The sequence below is a fragment of the Paeniglutamicibacter sp. ZC-3 genome (assembly GCF_025847175.2).
Classification (GTDB): Bacteria; Actinomycetota; Actinomycetes; order Actinomycetales; family Micrococcaceae; genus Paeniglutamicibacter; species Paeniglutamicibacter sulfureus.
The window spans coordinates 314811-331448 of record NZ_JAOYTG010000002.1 but is presented as its reverse complement, the minus strand read 5'-3'; the positions used below and the strand labels follow the sequence as shown (position 1 = coordinate 331448).

The 16638-nt window shown below is 65.8% G+C and carries 18 protein-coding genes; 11 read left to right on the top strand and 7 right to left on the bottom strand.

Translation table 11 applies throughout. The annotated features are described in order from the left end of the window. Nucleotides 1–80 (top strand): IS3 family transposase (locus tag OIU93_RS04630; RefSeq protein WP_372342868.1); only part of this gene is annotated, 80 nt, incomplete at its 5' end. 8 nt (nt 81–88) lie between these two features. Here the strand turns inward: OIU93_RS04630 and OIU93_RS04625 are convergent. From OIU93_RS04625 to rlmN, 4 genes are all read right to left on the bottom strand, one after another. Then, nucleotides 89–454 (bottom strand): SipW-dependent-type signal peptide-containing protein, encoded by a 366-nt coding sequence (locus OIU93_RS04625; RefSeq protein ID WP_264268905.1) that lies wholly within the window; start codon nt 452–454, stop codon nt 89–91. A gap of 243 nt (nt 455–697) precedes the next feature. Next, nucleotides 698–1519, bottom strand: coding sequence for an oxygenase MpaB family protein (locus OIU93_RS04620; protein WP_264268904.1), 822 nt, complete (start codon nt 1517–1519; stop codon nt 698–700). A gap of 7 nt (nt 1520–1526) precedes the next feature. Further along, nucleotides 1527–1994, bottom strand: a complete 468-nt coding sequence (locus OIU93_RS04615) for a carboxymuconolactone decarboxylase family protein (RefSeq protein ID WP_372342867.1) — start codon at nt 1992–1994, stop codon at nt 1527–1529. Between the two features lie 53 nt (nt 1995–2047). Then, a complete protein-coding gene (gene rlmN / locus OIU93_RS04610; protein WP_264268917.1) occupies nt 2048–3253 on the bottom strand; it encodes a 23S rRNA (adenine(2503)-C(2))-methyltransferase RlmN in 1206 nt (401 codons plus the stop codon). A 329-nt stretch (nt 3254–3582) separates the two neighbouring features. Between rlmN and OIU93_RS04605 the strand changes: the two genes are divergently transcribed. Continuing rightward, the gene (locus OIU93_RS04605) at nt 3583–4149 is read left to right on the top strand and encodes a MarR family winged helix-turn-helix transcriptional regulator (RefSeq protein ID WP_264268902.1); all 567 of its coding nucleotides are present in this window, start codon (nt 3583–3585) and stop codon (nt 4147–4149) included. On the opposite strand, the gene OIU93_RS04600 is transcribed toward OIU93_RS04605, so the two are convergent. Next, on the bottom strand, nt 4146–5618 hold the full coding sequence (locus tag OIU93_RS04600) for an SDR family oxidoreductase (RefSeq protein ID WP_264268901.1): 1473 nt from the start codon (nt 5616–5618) through the stop codon (nt 4146–4148). The genes OIU93_RS04605 and OIU93_RS04600 overlap by 4 nt on opposite strands. After that, nucleotides 5615–6433 (bottom strand): tryptophan-rich sensory protein, encoded by an 819-nt coding sequence (locus tag OIU93_RS04595; protein ID WP_264268900.1) that lies wholly within the window; start codon nt 6431–6433, stop codon nt 5615–5617. Before OIU93_RS04595 ends, OIU93_RS04600 begins: the two co-directional genes overlap by 4 nt. 121 nt (nt 6434–6554) lie before the next feature. Between OIU93_RS04595 and OIU93_RS04590 the strand changes: the two genes are divergently transcribed. The 9 genes from OIU93_RS04590 (at nt 6555) to OIU93_RS04550 (ending at nt 15454) form a co-directional block, all read left to right on the top strand. Next, nucleotides 6555–7055 carry a MarR family winged helix-turn-helix transcriptional regulator gene (locus OIU93_RS04590; protein ID WP_264268899.1) on the top strand — a complete coding sequence of 167 codons (501 nt, stop codon included), beginning with the start codon at nt 6555–6557 and terminating at the stop codon, nt 7053–7055. Continuing rightward, entirely contained in the window at nt 7052–8170 is a 1119-nt protein-coding gene (locus OIU93_RS04585; RefSeq protein WP_264268898.1) for a polyprenyl synthetase family protein, read from the top strand. Before OIU93_RS04590 ends, OIU93_RS04585 begins: the two co-directional genes overlap by 4 nt. A gap of 3 nt (nt 8171–8173) precedes the next feature. Next, on the top strand, nt 8174–9118 hold the full coding sequence (locus OIU93_RS04580) for a phytoene/squalene synthase family protein (protein ID WP_264268897.1): 945 nt from the start codon (nt 8174–8176) through the stop codon (nt 9116–9118). Then, entirely contained in the window at nt 9115–10776 is a 1662-nt protein-coding gene (crtI, locus tag OIU93_RS04575; protein ID WP_264268896.1) for a phytoene desaturase family protein, read from the top strand. Before OIU93_RS04580 ends, crtI begins: the two co-directional genes overlap by 4 nt. Beyond that, on the top strand, nt 10773–11144 hold the full coding sequence (locus OIU93_RS04570; RefSeq protein ID WP_264268895.1) for a lycopene cyclase domain-containing protein: 372 nt from the start codon (nt 10773–10775) through the stop codon (nt 11142–11144). The genes crtI and OIU93_RS04570 overlap by 4 nt, the downstream gene beginning before the upstream one ends. After that, nucleotides 11141–11539, top strand: a complete 399-nt coding sequence (locus tag OIU93_RS04565; protein WP_264268894.1) for a lycopene cyclase domain-containing protein — start codon at nt 11141–11143, stop codon at nt 11537–11539. The genes OIU93_RS04570 and OIU93_RS04565 overlap by 4 nt, the downstream gene beginning before the upstream one ends. Then, nucleotides 11539–12396 (top strand): prenyltransferase, encoded by an 858-nt coding sequence (locus OIU93_RS04560; RefSeq protein WP_264268916.1) that lies wholly within the window; start codon nt 11539–11541, stop codon nt 12394–12396. Before OIU93_RS04565 ends, OIU93_RS04560 begins: the two co-directional genes overlap by 1 nt. 36 nt (nt 12397–12432) lie before the next feature. Continuing rightward, nucleotides 12433–13848 (top strand): deoxyribodipyrimidine photo-lyase, encoded by a 1416-nt coding sequence (locus OIU93_RS04555; protein ID WP_264268893.1) that lies wholly within the window; start codon nt 12433–12435, stop codon nt 13846–13848. A gap of 61 nt (nt 13849–13909) precedes the next feature. Then, entirely contained in the window at nt 13910–15454 is a 1545-nt protein-coding gene (locus OIU93_RS04550) for an FAD-dependent monooxygenase (protein WP_264268892.1), read from the top strand. Nucleotides 15455–15456: 2 nt separating this feature from the next. Here OIU93_RS04550 and OIU93_RS04545 read toward each other — a convergent pair whose 3' ends face one another. Continuing rightward, a complete protein-coding gene (locus tag OIU93_RS04545) occupies nt 15457–16599 on the bottom strand; it encodes a hypothetical protein (RefSeq protein WP_264268891.1) in 1143 nt (380 codons plus the stop codon). Nucleotides 16600–16638: the final 39 nt, after the last annotated feature.

The following is a 16638-nucleotide window of genomic DNA, read 5'->3' as shown; positions in this document are numbered from 1 at the left end:
GGTACAACTATGACCGCATCTCGTTAACGCTCGAGTGCCTGAGCCCGATGAAATACCGGGCCCAGGCACTGGCTGCGTAGACTTTTACTTACCGAGTCCAACTTTCGGGGACCAGTTCATTAATGCTTCCCACAAATTCCGCGGCCATTGTCACGTTCGCATTCTCGGTTGTTGCTTCGCTCAACCGAACGGCAAACGGTGCTTGAATCGTCTGGTCTGCCGAAATCTCTGAGGCGTCAAGCGGGAAGGACAAGTCGACGGCATTGCCTTCCGTGTGGCTGCTATATCCGATTCCGGTAGCGCTACCTTCTAGATCGAACGCACCAGTGCCGAAAATGCCTTCCGCAAACTCGGAATCGCTCCAGGCGGCAAGCGTCACCGCTGCACCGACCCCAAGGACCATTCCACCGGCCAGTATCGCCCGGATCTTGCGGTTCTTTTCCTTCTGAGACATGAGCTCCCCCTTGCTAATATTCTCCGGCGCGACCGTCAGCCCCAGCTGAATCGGTACTACGCGAACGCCATTAGTTGATGTATCAACTACCTAAGAATCTAACAGGAAAACGTCTCTAATGAGCACGATAATAGGTTTTTTGCCAAGTCGTGGCCATTTACCGGGGAACCCTATCCAGTTGTCGCTAACAGACTAGTCAAGCGGCTAGTCGCGGGTTCCTTATTCACGATAATTTGCGGGTAGTTATCGCCTATCCAGACGACGGAGGTAAAAATGCATCGGAAAGTGCCGAAAGACCCGAGGCAGGATTCGCGTCGATATGCGTGCGGAGCATAGCACCAGGTCCATTCGGCGCTGTTGGCGTGGGCCAAATGAGAAGCCAAACATGGTGCGCACCGGCTCGGGCAGCAGCCCGATGGTCATCAGCCGGACCAGTGGCATCGCAGCACGGATCCACGGCGGTGCCTGCTTGGCGGCCAGGAGTTCATGTGCGACCGCACGTACCGGCGCATCGACCCTTAATTGCCCAAGCGTCTCGGCCCAGTACTCCGCGAAGTCAGCCCGGGTCGCAGGCCAGAGGTGAGCGGGCATCCCCAGTTCGGTTCCCAGCTGCGCATAATCGCGGTACAGGGCCTCGGCTGTGTCATCGTCGAGCGGCGGGAACACCGCACGCTGGATCGTCATGGCCGAGTCATAGAGCGTGGCGGCAACCCACAATTGCAGCTTCGGGTCACGCGCAGAGTAGGCAGGGTGCGATCCATCCTGGGCGGCCGGCGCCTTGACCGGGGCATGAGCCTCGTGAACTATCGACCGGACCTTGGCCCGTTGCTCGTCGGTACCGTTGCTCAGGGCATAGATATACGTCAAGGTGCCGTTGAGGCGGCCCAACGGATTGACGGCAAAATTCGAATGCCTGGCCACACCGTGGCCAACCCCGGGCATCGCGAGCTGCAGCAGGATGGCGCGTCCCCCGCCCAGCAGGTAGACGGCTTCCGGGGCGAAGCGCGAGAGCACGGATTCGGGTCGCGTCTCCGCGCCCCGGGAATCGGTCGTGCCCGCTGCCATGGCCCCGCTACTTCTTGCTCGGGCGCACCGGGTGCTGGGACAGGATGGAGACGCGGTTGAAGGCATTCATGGCAATGGCTGCCCACTGGACGGCGGAGAACTGCGCGTCGTCGAGTACCAGGCGCGAGGCTGCCAGCTCGGCAATCCGTGCTTCCGAGTCAGGCAGGGAGGTGGCGGCCTCGGCGACCGAGAGCGCGGCCGACTCCAGGTCGTCGAACAACTCGGTCTCACGCCAGGTGGAGAGCACCGCCAGTCGCTGGGAGGTCTCGCCTGCTTCCAGGGCCATCCGGCCGTGCATGTCCAGGCAGTACGAGCAGCCGTTGATCTGGGAAATGCGCACATTGAGCAGCTCGATGAGGCGTGTGCCCAGCCCGGCGGCATCCGCGGCTTCCTTGACCTTGAGCGAAAGGCCGTTCAGGGCCTTCCAGCTGGCGGTGTCGGACTTGTCCAGGAAAAACGGTGCTGCCAGTGACACTTGTCGACTCATCTCATCAATGGCGCATCGCGCCCCAACGTGGTGGTTACAGCCTACTCAGCCGCGGCGAGCTGGCCGCACGCGCCGTCGATTTCCTTGCCGCGGGTGTCGCGCAGCGTGGTGGGCACGCCGGCGGACTCCAGGCGGTCGATGAACTCGGCGGTGACGTCCGGCTCCGAGGAGGTCCAGACCGATCCCGGGGTCGGGTTCAGCGGGATCGGGTTCACGTGGACCCAGCCGCGGCCGCGGGCGTTGAGCTTTCGGGCCAACAGGTCCGCGCGCCAGCCGTGGTCGTTCATGTCCTTGATCAGCGCGTACTCGATGGAGACGCGACGACCGGTCTTCACGTAGTAGTTGAACGCGGCATCCAGGGCCTCGTCGACCTTCCACTTCGAATTCACCGGGATCATCTCATCGCGCAGTTCGTCATCCGGCGCGTGCAGCGACAGCGCGAAGGTGACCGGGACGCCCTCTTCGGCAAGCTTGTTGATGGCCGGGACCAGGCCCACGGTTGAGACCGTAATGCCGCGGGCGCTCATGCCCAGGCCCTCGGGGGCCTCGGCCACCATGCGGTGCACGGCGTTCATGACGCGCTTGTAGTTGGCCAGGGGTTCGCCCATGCCCATGAACACGATGTTGCCCACGCGCTCCTCGGGGTGCTTCTGGCCGCCCAGTCCGCCCTCGGCAATCACGCGGTTGGCCTGGACGATCTGGTCCAGGATTTCGGCGGTGGACATGTTGCGGGTCAGACCGGCCTGGCCGGTGGCGCAGAACGGGCAGTTCATGCCGCAGCCGCACTGCGAGGAGATGCACAGGGTGATGCGATTGGAGTAGCGCATCAGCACCGACTCGACCAGCGAGCCATCGAAGAGGCGCCACAGGAACTTGATGGTCCGGCCATCGTCGGTGGCCAGTCGCTTCACCTCGGTCAGCAGCTTCGGGAACATGACCTCGGCGATCTCGGCGCGGCGGTCCTTGGGAAGGTCGCTCATCAGCTCGGGATCGGTGGTGTAGTGCTGGAAGTAGTGCACCGAGAGCTGCTTGGCGCGGAAGGCCGGCAGGCCGATCTCCTTGAGCTTGGCGGCTCGTTCGGCCAGCGTGAGGTCGGCAAGGTGCATCGGCGGCTGGCTGACGCGGGCCTTGGCGGTGAACTGGAGCTGCGGGCGGCCGTCCTCGCCCATGGCCTGCTTCCACCCCTCGGCGGTGGGGCGCACCTGTGCGCGGCCCTCGGCCTTGGCACGGGATTCGGAGATGCGCATTTGCTGGGCACCCTGGGCCGCGGCCTGGGCGGCGCGACGGGCCGCGGCGTCCTCTGCGGCGGGCGCAGTAGTGGCAGGCACGGTCACTGGGGTTTTTTCGGGGGAAGTCATCGTTTCCATTCTCCCATGCATGTCCAGAGTGTGGGCGGTGAGATTGGGCACCACCCGGGGCCGCCGCGCGGGACCCGCGGCGAACAGGGGGGCGAGCAGGACGGCCGTGCGAGGTTTCCCGGTCGCAGAACCCGGGCGATACCGGCCGTGGCCTGACCGGGTCGTATCATGGGGACGTCGAACTTATCAGCCTGCGCAAGGGAAGGGAGTGGAATCCAGTGGACCGCGAGGAACTTCCCACGATCTTCAACCTTGCCTCGAGCGACCCGCGCAGCGAATTGATCGACAGGTCGAAGCTCAGCGAGGAAACGCTGAAGCAGATCGATCGGATCATGGCCGAAATGGGCAGGTTGCGGGCCGTTGAACGCAAGATCTCCCGTGCCTCGCAAAGCTACATGAACCTGAACGAGACTGACATGCGGGCCATCAGGTTCCTGATCTCGGCCAAGAACACCGACACCGCGGCGACTCCGGGCATGCTTGCCAAGCACCTAGGGATCACCACCGCTTCGGTGACCAAGATGGTGGACCGGCTGGAGAAGGCGGGACACGTGGTGCGCGCGGCACACCCCACCGACCGCCGCTCCCTGTGCATCACCGTGACCCCCGAGACCCACCTTGCCGCCCGCCAGCAGGTCGGTCGGCACCATGCCGCGCGCTTCGGCGCGGCAGCACGGCTGAGCCCCGCCGAACGCGAGGTGGTCATCCGTTTCCTCGCCGAAACGGCCATGGACCTTGAGGACAGCATCGGATCGGTCGGCGAGCGCAAGCCCTCCCAAGACTAGGCCGCGTCCGTGGCCTCGAGCCCCTCGGCGGCAGTGGTGATGCGACGGGCCATGGAGGAGAAGATCACCCCGTGGAAGGGCAGGATCGCCAGCCAGTAGAGCCGGCCCGCCAGACCCTCGGGGAAGAACACTGCACGCTGTCGGTAGTGGCTGCCCGATTCGGTCGGTTCCACCGAGAGCTCCAGCCAGGCCCGCCCGGGGACCCGCATTTCCGCGCGCAGGCGCAGCAGGCGATCCGGCACCAGCTCCTCCACGCGCCACCAGTCCACCGCGTCCCCCAACGCAAGGGAGGTGCGGTTGCGCCGCCCGCGGCGCAGGCCCACTCCCCCGGCGAGCTTGTCCAGGATCCCGCGCAGCGCCCAGGCACCGGGCAGCGAGTAGTAGCCGGTTTCCCCGCCCAGTGACGCGATGACCCGGAACAGCGCAGCGGGACTCGCACTGGTATCTCGCTCCCGAACATCGGTGAAGACGGTGTGCCCGGCCCATTGCGGATCCGAGGGCAGCGGCTCGGCGGGTGCCTCCAGGGCATGGGCGGTGGCCCATGTCGTTTCCACCGTGTCATCACGCATCTTGGCCAGTGCCAATTCAACGGAGCTCCGGTACCCGGTCAGCCCCTCTGCAGGGCGGTCGATGACCGCATCGATGTCGCGGTTTCGCATCACGCAGTCGTGTTGCAGGGACTCGACCAGCGGAATGGCCAGCGCGCGCGGGATCGGGGTGACCAGGTTGACCCACTGGGCCGCCAGCCACGGGGTCAGCACCGGCAACGCCAGGATGACCGGACGGCGGATGCCCGCGGCATCGGCATAGAGGCGCATCATGTCCCCGTAGCTGTGTGCCTCGGGTCCGCCGATGTCGTAGGCGCCGGACACCTCCGAGGGAAGAAGTGCGCATTGACTGAGGTAGTGCAGGGCATCGCGCACGGCGATGGGCTGAACCCGGTTCAGCACCCAGCGCGGGGCAGGCATCACCGGAAGCACGTCAGTAAGGTGGCGGACCATCTCAAAGCTTGCGGACCCGGAGCCGATGATCAGCCCCGCCTGCAACGTAATGGTGGGAATGCCGCTGGATTCCAGAATGCGCCCGACCTTGACCCGGGAGGCCAGGTGGCGACTCAGCTCGCCCTCGGGATGCAAACCCGAGAGATAGACCAGACGCCCGATGCCCGCGGCCCGTGCCGCTTCCACAATCGTGTTGGCACAACGTTCCTCAACGGGGGCGAAATTGCTGGTGCCGCCCATGGAGTGGACCAGGTAGTAGAGGACCTCGGCTCCCTCACACAGTTCCGCGGCGGCATCCGGATCGGTGAGATCCCCCTCCACAATCTGCACCCGTGTCCCCCACGGAACATCGCGCAGGGCGTTGCTTCGACGGGTGAGCACCCGCACGCTGTGTCCCTGCTCCAGCAGCAACGGGACCAACCGCCCGCCAATGTAGCCGGTGGCTCCGGTGACGGCGATGACGCTCATGCCGCGACCTCGGATGCGGACGTCGCGGCCGGATAAACCCGGCGCCTTGCCGCAGCGACGAGGGCGAAGAGCAGCAGGGCCGTAGCCGCAGAATATGCGGTGACGGAGACGGGCATGGATTCCAGGCCCCCGTCGCCGCGCCCCACCCCGATCCAGGCAATGCCCCACACCATGGCGAGGGCCGCTGCGATCCTGCCGCTGGAATACACCACGGTCAGGGCGCCGATCAGGGCCGCGATCACCGCCAGAACGCAGGCCAGGGGCGTTGCCCATTCAGCTCCGTCACCCACGCCCCGGGCCGTCAGCCAAGCGGCGATGTTGGCCACCGTCGCCACGCTGACCCAGCCCAGGTACGGGCCGAAGGTCAGTGCCATGATCCAGCGTTCGGCGGGATGTTCGATGTGCGGCCGCATCAGCACGAAGATCCTCGCCAGGACCGCGAGCAGGAACAGCATCACCACGACGCTGGCACCCAACCAGCCAACTTGCACCACGCCGATCCACAGGGCGTTGAGGACCGCGGAGCCTGCCGCCAACGGACGGATACGCCGCTGGGTGTCGCTGCGTGCGGCGCGGGGCGTCAGTTGCCAGATCGCGTAGACGACCAGGCCCAGATACACGAGGCTCCAGATGGAAAAGGCGCCGGTGCCGGGAGCCAACAAGGTCGAATCTGCGCCCAGCCTGCCGTCCGCAGCCTCGGCAATTGGGGTGCCGCCCATCGCTCCGCTGCCGATGAAGGCGCCGGCGATCGCGGCAAACACCGCTGCGGCACAGACTATCCGGATGGTCCAGGAGGCCTTTGGGGGGGAATGCATGGGGAGATCTCCTTGGCTCGGGGGAAATTTTCACTGAATTCTTCAGTCCTACTCGACAAACACTAACTTGTTAACCCATGATGTATCTAGATAAGCTAGTAATCAACCGTTCGAGGTATAGATGATCAAGGTTTCCACGGGCGAGACGTCCGGTCCGCACGCGGCATCCAAGCTGTTGCACGAGGTCCTCATGCTCAATGATGTCCTTGAACATGCGGTGTGTCGCCATCTTGGCATCAACGAGACCGACTTCCAGGCCCTGCAGCATCTGATGCTTGACCGCCCCATGACTCCGGGGGAACTGGCCGGAAAACTAAATATTTCCAGCGCGGCGACCACAGCGCTCATCGACCGGATGAGCGATCGCGGCTACGTGTCGCGGGCGGCCCATCCCACTGACCGACGCAGCATCCGCGTCCATCCAAGCACCCGGGCAGTGAACCTGACCATGACCGCACTGCGTCCGCTGTTCAACGATGCGGAACTTGGCATCCAGGAGCTGGACCCCGATGAACAATGCGCCGTGGTGAGGTACCTCGAGGGCATCCTCACGGCCATGCACACCCAGATCGACACCCTGACCCCTCCCGCCACCACCCAGAAACGGAACGAACGATCATGAGCCTGCCAACCCAAAGTCCCGCGCAGACTTGCGGGGCCGCCGCACCCGGGAAAACGGAAGTGCTCCAGTCGCGGGTCCGCCAGCTGTTGTCCTCTGTCATCGAGGAACATCGGCGCGCGTCCGGGGAATATTCCAAGGCCACCCAAATGCTGTGGTCCCGCATTGGACAGGCACTGGAAGGTGGCAAGCTCACCCGGCCGCGCCTAGTCATGCTGGGCCACGAGGCATTCGCTCCAGCCTCGGTGGACAACGCTGAATTAGGCGAAGTTTCCGAACGCGTCGTCCTGCTGGGCTGCGCCTTCGAACTGCTCCATGGGTCGCTGCTGATGCACGATGACGTGATCGACCGCGACTTCACCCGGCGCGGGCGCCCCACCCTCTCGGCGCTGTACCGCGACGATGCGCTGGCGCGCGGCAAGTCGGCGGAGAACGCCGAGCATGCGGGCCACGCGGCAGCCATCATCGCCGGCGACCTGTTGCTTGCCGCGGCCATCAAGCTCGCCCTGCGGGCCGCCGATTCACTGCCCCAGGCAGCCATCATCGAGAACTCCTTCCACCAGGCAATCCACCACGCGGGTGCCGGGGAGCTGGAAGACCTGCTCTTTTCCCTGGATCCAGCGCCCGCCCAGGTGCAGGAGGTGTTGCGCATGGAAAAACTGAAGACCGCCGCCTATTCCTTCCAGGTGCCGCTGCACACCGGTGCCCTGCTGGCAGGCGCAGATGCCACCGGGGCCGCCGCCCTGGCCAACATCGGCAGCCAGCTGGGCGTTGCCTACCAACTCATCGACGACGTGCTGGGGACTTTCGGGGATCCGGCACGAACCGGAAAATCCATCGAGTCCGACCTGCGCGAGGGCAAAAGCACCATCCTCACCGCCATGGCGGCCTCCACTCCCGGGTTCACCGAGGACCTGCAGCGCTTCCGTGACCGGGGAACGGACGTGCAGGCCATGCGCTCCGCGCTCGAATCGACCGGCGCCGAGCGCTTTGCCCGGCAATTGGCCCAGGACCTGTGCGCCAGTGCCACCTCCGCCTCACGCGCCTTGGGGCTGCCTGCCCATGTATCCACCGAGCTCGAGGGCTTCGCCGGCCTGATCCTGAACCGGGGGGCCTAGTCCGTGAAACACGACACCGCAGTCAAAACCGGGGCACCGGCCGCCGGCCACGCAAGCGGCCAGCCCACCGCCCTGCAACGCTACTCGGCCACGGCCAGCAGCAGCGCCCGGGTCGTCATCGCCCGATACTCCACCTCGTTCTCGCTGGCCTGCCGCATGCTGGGGCGCCCCGCGCGCGAACACATCTCCAATATCTATGCCCTGGTGCGCCTGGCCGACGAGGTCGTCGACGGGGTCGCCCGCGAGGCCGGGCTGGACGCACCTGCCGTCGCTGCCGCTCTGCAACGGCTCGAGGAGGAAACCGAGGCGGCGCTGGCCAGCGGCTACAGCACCAACATGATCGTGCACGCCTTCGCCTGCACCGCCCGTTCCCAAGGCATCGACACCGCGCTGACCCGCCCGTTCTTCGCCTCAATGCGCAGCGACCTGGAGGTGTCCACCCACGACGCCACGACTCTTCAGGGCTACATCTACGGATCGGCGGAGGTCGTGGGATTGATGTGCCTGCGGGTCTTCCGTTCCATGCCCCACGCCCCCACCGGACACGAGGCGGAAACCGAGGCCGCCGCCCGACGACTGGGCGCAGCCTTCCAGAAGGTCAACTTCCTGCGCGACCTGGCGGAGGACACCTCCTCACTGGGACGCAGCTACTTCCCGGGTTTGGACCCGGCGGCATTCACCGACGCGCACAAGAACGCATTGGTCCACGAGATCCGGGCGGACCTGGACGCCGCGGCCCGCGGCATCCCCCACCTGGCGCCGCGCGCCGCACAGGCAGTGTCCATGGCCCACGGGCTGTTCAGCGAACTGAACCGCCGCCTCGAACACACCGACGCCGCCGATCTCATGACCCGACGGATCTCCGTTCCCGCCCGCCGCAAGGCATACATCGCGCTGCGCACCACCATGGGCCGGCGCCCCAAGTCAGCCACGGTGAACGCGGCATGAAAGCGAAACCCATGAAGAACCCTGCCCACACTGCCGCACAAGAGGTGGTGGTCATCGGCGGCGGTTTCTCCGGATTGGCCACCGCGGGCCTGCTGGCCGCCTCCGGCCACCGGGTCACGCTGCTGGAGAAACAGACGGTGCTCGGTGGCCGCGCCGGACGCCTGCAGCGCGAGGGCTTCAGCTTTGACACCGGCCCCTCCTGGTACCTGATGCCCGAAGTCATCGAGCACTGGTTTGAGCTCATGGGCACTTCCACGGACACCGAGCTGGATCTCGTGGACCTCGGGATCGGCTACCGGACCTGGTTCCAGGGCGACTACACCCCGTTGGACATGCCAACGGGCTCCGGGGCCCGCGACGCCTTCGAATCCCTCCAGCCTGGTGCCGGTGCCGCGCTGGATAAATACCTGGAACAGTCCGCCGAGAGCTACGACCTGGCGCTGAAGCATTTTCTCTATGCGGATTTCTCCTCCCCTGCCAGCTTCCTGGACCCGCGGGTGGTGGCACTGCTGCCACGGCTTGCACCGCTGCTGGCCGGCTCCCTGGATTCGCTCGTGGCCAGCCGCTTCAGCGATCCGCGCCTGCGCCAGATCCTGGGTTACCCCGCGGTGTTCCTGGGCTCGAGCCCCAAGCGCACCCCGGCGCTCTACCACCTGATGAGCCACCTGGACCTGACCCAAGGCGTGAAATACCCGATGGGCGGCTTTGCACACCTGGTCGACGTGATGGCAGGACTCTGCCGGGCCGCCGGCGTCACGATCATCACCGGCGCCCGGGTCACGGGCATCGACGCTGACACCGCCGCGGGCACACCCCGGGTCGAGGCGGTGCGCTGGGTCGAGGCGGGCGACCCCGGCAACCTAACGGGTCCGGAACAACGCCTGAAAGCCGACGTGGTGGTGGGTGCCGCAGACCTGCACCACCTGGAGACCGAATTGCTCCCGGCGAAACTTCGCTCCTCCTCCGAAGCCAGTTGGAAGCGGCGCGATCCCGGGCCCAGTGCCGTACTGCTCTGTCTGGGCATCCGGGGCAAGCTCCCCAAGCTCAGCCACCACAACCTGTTGTTCACCACCGACTGGGACGACAATTTCGGGCGCATCCACCGTGGAGAGGACCTATCGGCGGAAACCAGCCTGTATGTCTGCATGCCCAGCGCCACGGACCCCTCCGTGGCACCGGACGGACATGAAAACCTGTTCATCCTCGTGCCTTCCCCCGCCCTGCCCGCGTGGGGCAAGGGCGGCCCGGACGGAACCGGATCACCGCCGGTGGAGGCGGTTGCGGATGCCGCGCTGGACCAGTTGGCCGCTTGGGCGGGCATTGCTGACCTGCGCGAGAGGGTCGTGGTGCGCCAAAGCCTTGGCCCCGGCGACTTCGTGGAAAACGTCAATGCCTGGCAGGGCGGTGCCCTGGGGCTGGCCCACACGCTGAGCCAGTCGGCCTTCTTCCGGCCCTCGAACCACAGCTCGAAGATGCGCGGCCTGCACTATGCCGGCAGCTCGGTGCGTCCGGGCATCGGAGTCCCAATGTGCCTGATCAGCGCGGAGATCATCGCCAAGGCAGTCAACGGGATCAAGGACAAGGGACCCATGGTCCCTGGCCGGCTGTCGCCGGGGGCACGGCCCAAGACCGAACCCACCCGGGCGGCGAGACCATGACCTACCTACTCATCCTGCTGGCACTCATTGCCTGCATGGCGGTGCTGGATGCCAGGTACCGGCTGTTCGTCTTTGCCCAACCGCTTCCCGCGCTGCTCGCGCTGGCCGGTGGAACCGCGATGTTCCTGCTCTGGGACGTCATCGCCATCGACCTGGGGATCTTCCTGCATCGTGATTCGGCGCTCATGACCGGGGTGATGCTGGGCGAGCAGTTGCCGCTGGAGGAAGCCTTCTTCCTGCTGTTCCTCTGCTACAACACGATGGTCCTGCTCACCGGAGCCATGGCCTGGCGGGCACGGCGGAGAGCCGCCGGCACCGACCGCCATTCCACCGCCACGCCATTACCGGATTCGAAGGAGACAGCATGAACTTCGCCCTGCTGTCCTTGTGCTTCATGCTCGGTTCGTTCTTGCTCTTCCTCTTGGCGGTGCGCCTGCGCCGGATCAGCTTGCGCACGGTGCTTCCGCCGATGGGGCTCGTCCTGCTCGTGCTCTGGGTGCTGACCGCGGTGTTCGACAACGTGATGATCGGCTCCGGGCTTTTTGGCTACGGGAGCCAAACGTTGCTGGGCCTCCGCATCGGGCTGGCCCCGGTGGAGGACTTCAGCTACCCGGTCTGCGCGGTGTTCTTCGTCCCTGCCCTGTGGTGGATCGCAGGGGGCAAGACACCTAGGGGAACCGGTGCTTCGGTGAAGGGAAGCGGTCTTGCCCAGGCCCCATCGAGCCCGTCGCCAGTGATCCGGACCGGGAAGGAAACACCATGATGCTGCGCGAACTGCTCATGACTTCCCGCCCGGTTTCCTGGGTCAACACCGCCTACCCCTTTGCCGCAGCCTACCTGTTGGCAGCCGGGAGGATCGACTGGATCTGGGTGGTCGGAACATTCTTCTTCCTCGTCCCCTACAACCTGGCCATGTACGGGATCAACGATGTCTTCGACTACGAATCGGACCGGCTGAACCCCCGTAAGGGCGGGGCCGAAGGCGCGGTGGTGGACCGCAGCCGGCACCGCGGGATCCTGGCGGCCTGCGCGGTGGCCTGCCTGCCCTTCTTGGTGGTGCTGGGCATCGCCGGTTCCTGGCAGGCGAACTTGGTGCTCCTGGTATCGATGGCGGCGCTCTACGCCTATAGCGCCCCGCACCTGCGCTTCAAGGAGCGTCCTTTCCTGGACTCGCTGACCTCCAGCACCCACTTCGTCTCGCCCGCGCTCTTCGGACTGGTGTTGGCGGGGGCCGGTTTTGACGCGGCGCTCGTGGCGATCCTGGTGGCGTTCTTTCTCTGGGGCGTGGCCTCACACGCGTTCGGCGCGGTGCAGGACATCGTCCCGGACCGCGCAGCATTCCTGGCATCCATCGGCACGGTGCTGGGCGCGAAACGGACCGTGTGGTTCGCCGCCGCGGCCTACCTCGCCTCCGGCGCGTTGCTCCTGTTCACCGACTGGCCGGGACCGTTGGCGGGCCTGCTGGCCTTGCCCTACCTGGCCAATGTGCTGCCCCATGCCGGGCTGGACGACGAGGATTCCGCCCGCGCCCATGCCGGATGGGTGCGCTTCCTCTGGCTGAACTATGCCACGGGGTTCCTCGTCACCATGCTGTTGATTTGGTACGCCCTGTCCCGCTAGTCCCAAAAACCACCGTCCGCATGAAAGAGCACCGACATGAACCAGGCATCATCCACCATCGTGTGGTTCCGCGACGACCTGCGCGTGGCCGACAATCCGGCGCTCTGTGCCGCCATGGCCTCGGGGCCGACAACCGCCCTGTTCATCCTTGACGAGCAGTCCCCGGGCGTGCGTCCGTTGGGCGGCGCTGCCAAGTGGTGGCTGCATCACGCATTGAACGAACTGCGTGCATCATTGGCAGGACTCGGCGTGCCATTGCTTTTGCGCCGCGGTGCCGCGGCCGAGGTCCTTCCGGGGCTCCTCGCCGTCGACGGCTTCTCCACCATGCATTGGAACCGTCGCTATGGCGGAGCCGAACGCGCCGTCGATGCCATGGCCAAGAAGTTGGCGACCGACGCAGGGCTCGAGGCCCACAGCCACGCCGGAACGCTCTTGCACGAACCGTGGACCGTGCTGACCCGGGATTCAAGGAACTTCAAGGTCTTCACGCCCTTCTTCAACGCGCTGCAGCGGCTGCCGATGCGCCCGGTGCTGGAAGGGCCCGAAGCGCAGGAACCCGTGACCACCGAATTGACCTCGGAAAAATTGGATGACTGGGGCCTGTTGCCCTCGGCTCCCGACTGGTCGCACGGACTGGCCGCCGCCTGGGTTCCGGGCGAGGCCGCGGCCCGGGACCGCCTGGGCGTGGTGTTGGAGGAAATCGCCGGCGACTACGCCACGTCCCGCGACAGGCCCGACACCGACGGCACCTCGCGTTTGTCGGCGGCCCTGCGTTGGGGGCATCTGGGTCCCGTCGAGGTCTGGGAGACCCTCAGCGGCATGTTGCGCGCCCATCCCGAGCGAGCCGAGGGCACGCGGGCCTTGATGCGTCAACTGGGGTGGCGCGACTTCTGCTGGAACCTGCTCTACCACTACCCGGATTTGGCTACCCGCAACCTGCGCAGCGAGTTCGACGCGTTTGACTGGGCCTGGCCCGCCTCCGGCGTAAACAGAGGGCCGGAGGAAACAACGGCGGCCCGCCACTTCAAGGCCTGGTGCGATGGTTCGACGGGCTACGGGCTGGTGGACGCCGGCATGAAGCAGCTTTGGGAAACTGGATGGATGCACAACAGGGTCCGCATGGTCACAGCCAGCTTCCTGGTCAAGAACCTGGGTATCCACTGGCAGGTGGGCGAGGAATGGTTTTGGGACACCCTCGTGGACGCGGACGCGGCATCAAACCCGGCCAACTGGCAATGGGTCGCCGGGTGCGGGGCCGACGCCTCCCCGTTCTTCAAGGTCTTCAACCCGTTGCTGCAGGCCAAGAAGTTTGATCCGCACGGTTCCTACATTGACCGCTTTGTCCCGTATTCCAAGGTCGATCAGATGGTGGACCTGATGGCCTCCCGTGCCCGCGCCCTGGACTCGCTTGCGCGGATGAAGGAAACACCCCCGGCGGAAACCGGCACGTGATTGCGCCGCCACAAGGCCCGTATCAGTGCTTTGCCGGGCATGGGGGCGTAGCGTGGGTTTCATGGACGCGACGCTACTGCACACAGACGTTTTGGTAATCGGTGCCGGGCCCACGGGTTTGATGGCCGGGGCTTGGCTGCAGAATTTCGGGATCGACGCACGGGTCATTGACTTGAAGTCGGGTCCCACCCGCGAATCGCGCGCCCTGGCGCTGCAGGCACGCAGCATGGAGATCTACCGCCAACTGGGGCTGGCGGACGAGGTCAAGCGACGCTCGGTGCCGACCGGGGAAATGCGCCCGGGCATCGGTTCCCGCAGTTTCAAGAGCATCAAGCTCAACCGGCTCGGCTACGCCCAGACGCCCTTCGCCGGACTGACCATGTTGGAACAGAGCGCCAACGAGGAGCTGTTGGCCGATTACCTGAAAGACGCGGGCAACGAAGTGCTCTGGGAGCACGGCTACGAGTCCTTTTCGGACACCGGGGACCAGTTGCTCATCAAGTGCACCGGGCCGCAGGGGCCGGTGCACATTTCGGCTCGCTACGTGATCGCCGCGGACGGCGCTTCCTCCCCCATCCGCGAATCCCTCGGCATTGCCTTTGAGGGGAAAACCGACGACGAGGTCTTCTACGTGCTCGACGCCCAGGGGGTCACCGGCATGGGCTCGGGAATCAACCTGCGCTTTTCCGATGAGAACTTCATGCTCGGCTTGCCGATGGGCAGGGACGACTCCGGCGGCGAGCGGCGTCGCCTGCTGGGCATCCTGCACGAACCCAAGGACTCCACCGGGGACAAACCCGATATCGACGAGGACCGCGCCCGGGCCAGCCTGCGCCGCGAGTTCGGTGTCATGTACGGATCGGCCTCGTGGTTCACCACCTACCGCGTGCATCACCGCGTTGCCGAGCACTTCGCCCGGGGCAGGGTTTTCCTGGCCGGGGATGCCGCCCACATCCACTCGCCGGTCGGAGCCCAGGGCATGAACACCGGGCTGCAGGACGCACACAACCTGGTGTGCAAGATGGCTGACGTCTTTTCCGGCCGCATGCCCGAGACCTACCTGGAGCGCTACGAAGTCGAACGCCGCCCCGTGGCCCTGCGCCTGGTGGCCACCACCGACAGGCTCTTCAGCGCCGCCACCTCCGATTCCCTGCTGGCCCGCACGATCCGCACCCGGGTGCTGCCTCTGGTGTGGCCGGCCGCCGTGCGTCTGATGGGCAGAATACCTGCCGGGCGGCGCTTCTTCGGGTACCTCTCGCAGATCCGCATCCACTACTGGATGGATGACAGCGCCAAGGACCGTGCCACCCTGGCCACCGGCTTTGCCCGAACCCGGCGCCGCGGACAGGTGCTTGGCCGCCGCCTGCCGTGGGTGCCCAACCGCACCGGCGAACACGCCGACAACTTCGAGGTGCTCAACGACGCCCGCTGGCAGGTGCACGTCTACGGCCCGGCCGGACGGGAGCGCGGGGAGCAGCTGGCCGCCGAGTACCAGGTGCCGCTGCATGAATTTGTCGCCGCTCCCAAGCGCCGCCTGCCCAATGGCTCGGTGGTGTTGGTGCGGCCTGACATGTTCGTGGCCCACTTCGAACACGTGGGCGCCTAGGCTCAGCCGTTGACGGCCAAGACGTCGGCAAGTTCCTTCCTCTTGACGGCGAGGGCCGCGTCGGTGGTGCGGATGAACACGCTGAGCCAGCCAAAGACGATGCCCACGACGGCCAGTTCGAAGGCCGTGAGGTTGTAGTAGGCCAGCGGCTGCCAGAGCAGGGCAGCGCCCACCAGCCCCAGGAAGCAGGCAAATGAGAGCAGGTGGAACACCCAGGGGAATCCCGGCAGCCAAAGGGCCGCGCCCAGCAGCAGCACCACGATGAATCCCGCGGCAATGCGCACGATGGCCGAGTGCACCGGCGCCGAGACGTTGAACGGGATCAGTCCGATCCCGATGACGCAGGCCCCCAGACCCAGCAGGCAGGTGCGCACCACCGCGGGGCGCGGCCGGATGAAACGCGGCAGCGGCCTTCCGTGCGCGGTGGCCAGCCTGTCGTGAATGCGCGCCATCCTGATCACGTCGCGCACGATGAACGCGGTCAGGGTGCTGAGCACCAGGCCGGAGACGACCAGGGTGACGTTGAACGTCCAGAAGGACATGAGCCCGGAGGACCTGGTGCCAAGGGCGGAGAACATCGAGCGCCACCAGAACGGGTTCTCAGCGGCCAGCATGCTGATGAACACGCCGGTGGTCATGAAGGCTGCCAGCAGCGTTGACAGGCTTTGTGCCGTCACCCGCGCCGAGGACAGCAGGGCAACATAGCCGGCGATTCCGGCGGTGATGCCCAACATGAGGCTGCCCGCATACCTGTCCACGGTCAGTCCCAGGAAGGCGTCCTGAAAGATCCGAAAGGTGACAAGTGCCGCCATCGCGGAAATTGCCGCGTGGATGATCACCAGTGCGCCGGCGTTGATGATCTGCCGGTAGAGCGGAAAGTCCAGTAGCCAGGTCTGGGTCTTGGTCAGCACCCTCAGGTAGCCGAGGACGCTTCCGCCCGACGCTGTCAGTGCCGCCAGGATCGCGGAATACACGCCCACGGAAGGGAAGCCCGCCAAATCCGGACGGTGGTTTGCAAAGCCGATGAGCCCGACCACCACGCCCAGCACCGTGCAGCCGAACCCGAGCCACAGTGCCCAGCTTTCGCTGCGGAACTGGATCTCCGCCGATTCACGCCGGCGCCCGGGTTCAAGTTCGTTATCCACATCGTTGATTCTTTCATTTTCGCCAACGCACTAGTAGGC

Excerpts from the sequence above, each read along its gene's own strand:
- OIU93_RS04625 (WP_264268905.1), bottom strand. The coding sequence starts at position 454 with ATGTCTCAGAAGGAAAAGAACCGCAAGATCCGGGCGATACTGGCCGGT.
- OIU93_RS04620 (WP_264268904.1), bottom strand. The coding sequence starts at position 1,519 with ATGGCAGCGGGCACGACCGATTCCCGGGGCGCGGAGACGCGACCCGAA.
- rlmN (WP_264268917.1), bottom strand. The coding sequence starts at position 3,253 with ATGCGCATCTCCGAATCCCGTGCCAAGGCCGAGGGCCGCGCACAGGTG.
- OIU93_RS04600 (WP_264268901.1), bottom strand. The coding sequence starts at position 5,618 with ATGAGCGTCATCGCCGTCACCGGAGCCACCGGCTACATTGGCGGGCGG.
- OIU93_RS04595 (WP_264268900.1), bottom strand. The coding sequence starts at position 6,433 with ATGCATTCCCCCCCAAAGGCCTCCTGGACCATCCGGATAGTCTGTGCC.
- OIU93_RS04590 (WP_264268899.1), top strand. The coding sequence starts at position 6,555 with ATGATCAAGGTTTCCACGGGCGAGACGTCCGGTCCGCACGCGGCATCC.
- OIU93_RS04585 (WP_264268898.1), top strand. The coding sequence starts at position 7,052 with ATGAGCCTGCCAACCCAAAGTCCCGCGCAGACTTGCGGGGCCGCCGCA.
- crtI (WP_264268896.1), top strand. The coding sequence starts at position 9,115 with ATGAAAGCGAAACCCATGAAGAACCCTGCCCACACTGCCGCACAAGAG.
- OIU93_RS04570 (WP_264268895.1), top strand. The coding sequence starts at position 10,773 with ATGACCTACCTACTCATCCTGCTGGCACTCATTGCCTGCATGGCGGTG.
- OIU93_RS04565 (WP_264268894.1), top strand. The coding sequence starts at position 11,141 with ATGAACTTCGCCCTGCTGTCCTTGTGCTTCATGCTCGGTTCGTTCTTG.
- OIU93_RS04560 (WP_264268916.1), top strand. The coding sequence starts at position 11,539 with ATGCTGCGCGAACTGCTCATGACTTCCCGCCCGGTTTCCTGGGTCAAC.
- OIU93_RS04555 (WP_264268893.1), top strand. The coding sequence starts at position 12,433 with ATGAACCAGGCATCATCCACCATCGTGTGGTTCCGCGACGACCTGCGC.
- OIU93_RS04550 (WP_264268892.1), top strand. The coding sequence starts at position 13,910 with ATGGACGCGACGCTACTGCACACAGACGTTTTGGTAATCGGTGCCGGG.